The sequence below is a fragment of the Nocardiopsis sp. TNDT3 genome, from assembly GCF_003427465.1.
Taxonomy (GTDB): domain Bacteria; phylum Actinomycetota; class Actinomycetes; order Streptosporangiales; family Streptosporangiaceae; genus Nocardiopsis; species Nocardiopsis dassonvillei.
Genome location: NZ_QPFC01001300.1, coordinates 1 through 1,713 on the forward strand (window position 1 = coordinate 1; position 1,713 = coordinate 1,713).

Here is a 1,713-nt window from a genome sequence, read left to right on the forward strand (position 1 = left end):
TCGACCCCGAGACCGGACTGCCCTACAACCCCGAGACCGAACTGCCCATCAACTACGACCCCGAGACCGGGCAGGTCCTGCCCATCGACCCCGTCACCGGGCAGCCGGTCGGTATCGACCCGGTCACCGGGCTGCCCACCGACTACGACTACGGGTTGCAGCCGCCCCTGCCGCCGCCCGACCTCGGCCTCAACGGCCCGGGCACCTCCGACGACTACGACTACGGGCTGCGGCCGCCGCCGCTGCCGGAGGACCTGGGCCTCAACGGCCCGGGGTCGGGCAGCGACGTACCGATCAACCCGATCACCGGCGAGCCCTACGTCATCGACCCCATGACCGGTCGGCCCTACCCGATCAACCCCGAGACCGGGGAGCCGATCAGGAGCAACTACACGGGCCCGGGACAGGAGCCCCCGGACGTCCTGCCGCCGCCGCTGGCCCCCGACGACCGCGGCCTCAACTACGGCGGTCTCAGCCCGAGCCCCTACTCCAGCGACGGACCCGGCGCTCCGGACAGCTCCGACCGCTCCTCGCTGTTCGCCAACCCCGACGGCACCCAGTACCCGGCGGGCGGCCCCCAGGGGACCTCCGGCGGACCGGGCACTCCGGGCGGCGCCGGCGGGCTCGGCGGCGTGGGAGGGCTGGGCGGCCAGCCCGGCGCGGGCACCGGCGGCGCGGGCGCCGGAGTCGGCGGCATGGGAGGCATGGGCGGCATGCCGATGATGCCCCCCATGATGGGCGGCGGCATGGGCGGTGGCGGTGGCGGCGGCGACAACAACCGCGACCGCCAGCGCTCCACCTGGCTCTCCGAGGACGAGAAGGTCTGGGGAACCACCGCCGACGCGCAGAGATCCGCACTGGGACGCCCCGTACCCGGTCAGAGCAAGAAGGGAGCCACCCGGCATGAGTTCGCAGATGCAACGCCAGATGGAAGAGGAACTGGCACAGCTTCACAAGACGATGGGCCTGCTGGCGGACGCAAGCGCAAACCTGGAGGCGGCAACCGAAGAGGTCGTGGCCAAGAACAGGCTCGTGGGCGCGAAGGTGAACGCGACGGGTGAGCTGGTCGAGCTGAAGTTCCACACCCAGGCCTACCGGGACATGGCCCCCACCGAGCTGGCCGCCGCCATCACCGAGGTGGTCAACAAGGCGCGGAGCCAGATGGCCGAGCGCGTCTCGAAGGCCTACAGCCCCTTCATGCCGGACGTGACGAGCGCGGAGGAGGTCATGAGCGGCGAGCTGGACCCGCTCAAGCTGCTCGACCGGCTGGGCATCCCCTCCGAGAACCCGCGGCACTAGGCGCCCCGCGCCGCACCCGCGGTTGAGGACCACGAGAGGAGACGGACATGACGACCGGCGGCGACTTCTTCGCCGACCTCGACGGCATGGACAGGAACAGCTGGAGCGTCAACGACGCGGCCGAGTACGCCCGTGAACTCCAGCAGTGGCTGAGCAGCGAGCTGGACGCCCTGGGCCCCCTCTGGGGCGAGGGCGACAAGTTCGCCGACGACATGGACAAGTCCCTGGGCGTGCTCAAGACCTCCATCGACGAGTACCTGGGGTTCCTGGTCATCGCGGCGGAGGACACCAGCGCCATCCTCGGCGGCACCAAGGAGAAGTTCGGCCGCTCCGAGGAGGACAACATCAACACCGTCCCGGACATAGACGGCACGAACGGGACCGGGGGACGCCGGTGACCCCCGACCCCACCCC

The 1,713-nt window shown here is 71.1% G+C and carries 2 protein-coding genes and 1 pseudogene; all 3 read left to right on the forward strand.

Annotated features, from left to right (window positions below):
• A pseudogene (locus DQW06_RS27080) lies at nt 1-1,061 on the forward strand (hypothetical protein); the annotation flags it as partial.
• Nucleotides 961-1,299 (forward strand): YbaB/EbfC family nucleoid-associated protein, encoded by a 339-nt coding sequence (locus tag DQW06_RS27085; RefSeq protein WP_071621734.1) that lies wholly within the window; start codon nt 961-963, stop codon nt 1,297-1,299. The pseudogene DQW06_RS27080 and the gene DQW06_RS27085, both read left to right, overlap by 101 nt.
• A gap of 47 nt (nt 1,300-1,346) precedes the next feature.
• Nucleotides 1,347-1,697: a hypothetical protein gene (locus tag DQW06_RS27090; RefSeq protein ID WP_013152248.1), complete on the forward strand. Its 351-nt coding sequence runs from the start codon at nt 1,347-1,349 to the stop codon at nt 1,695-1,697.
• Nucleotides 1,698-1,713: the final 16 nt, after the last annotated feature.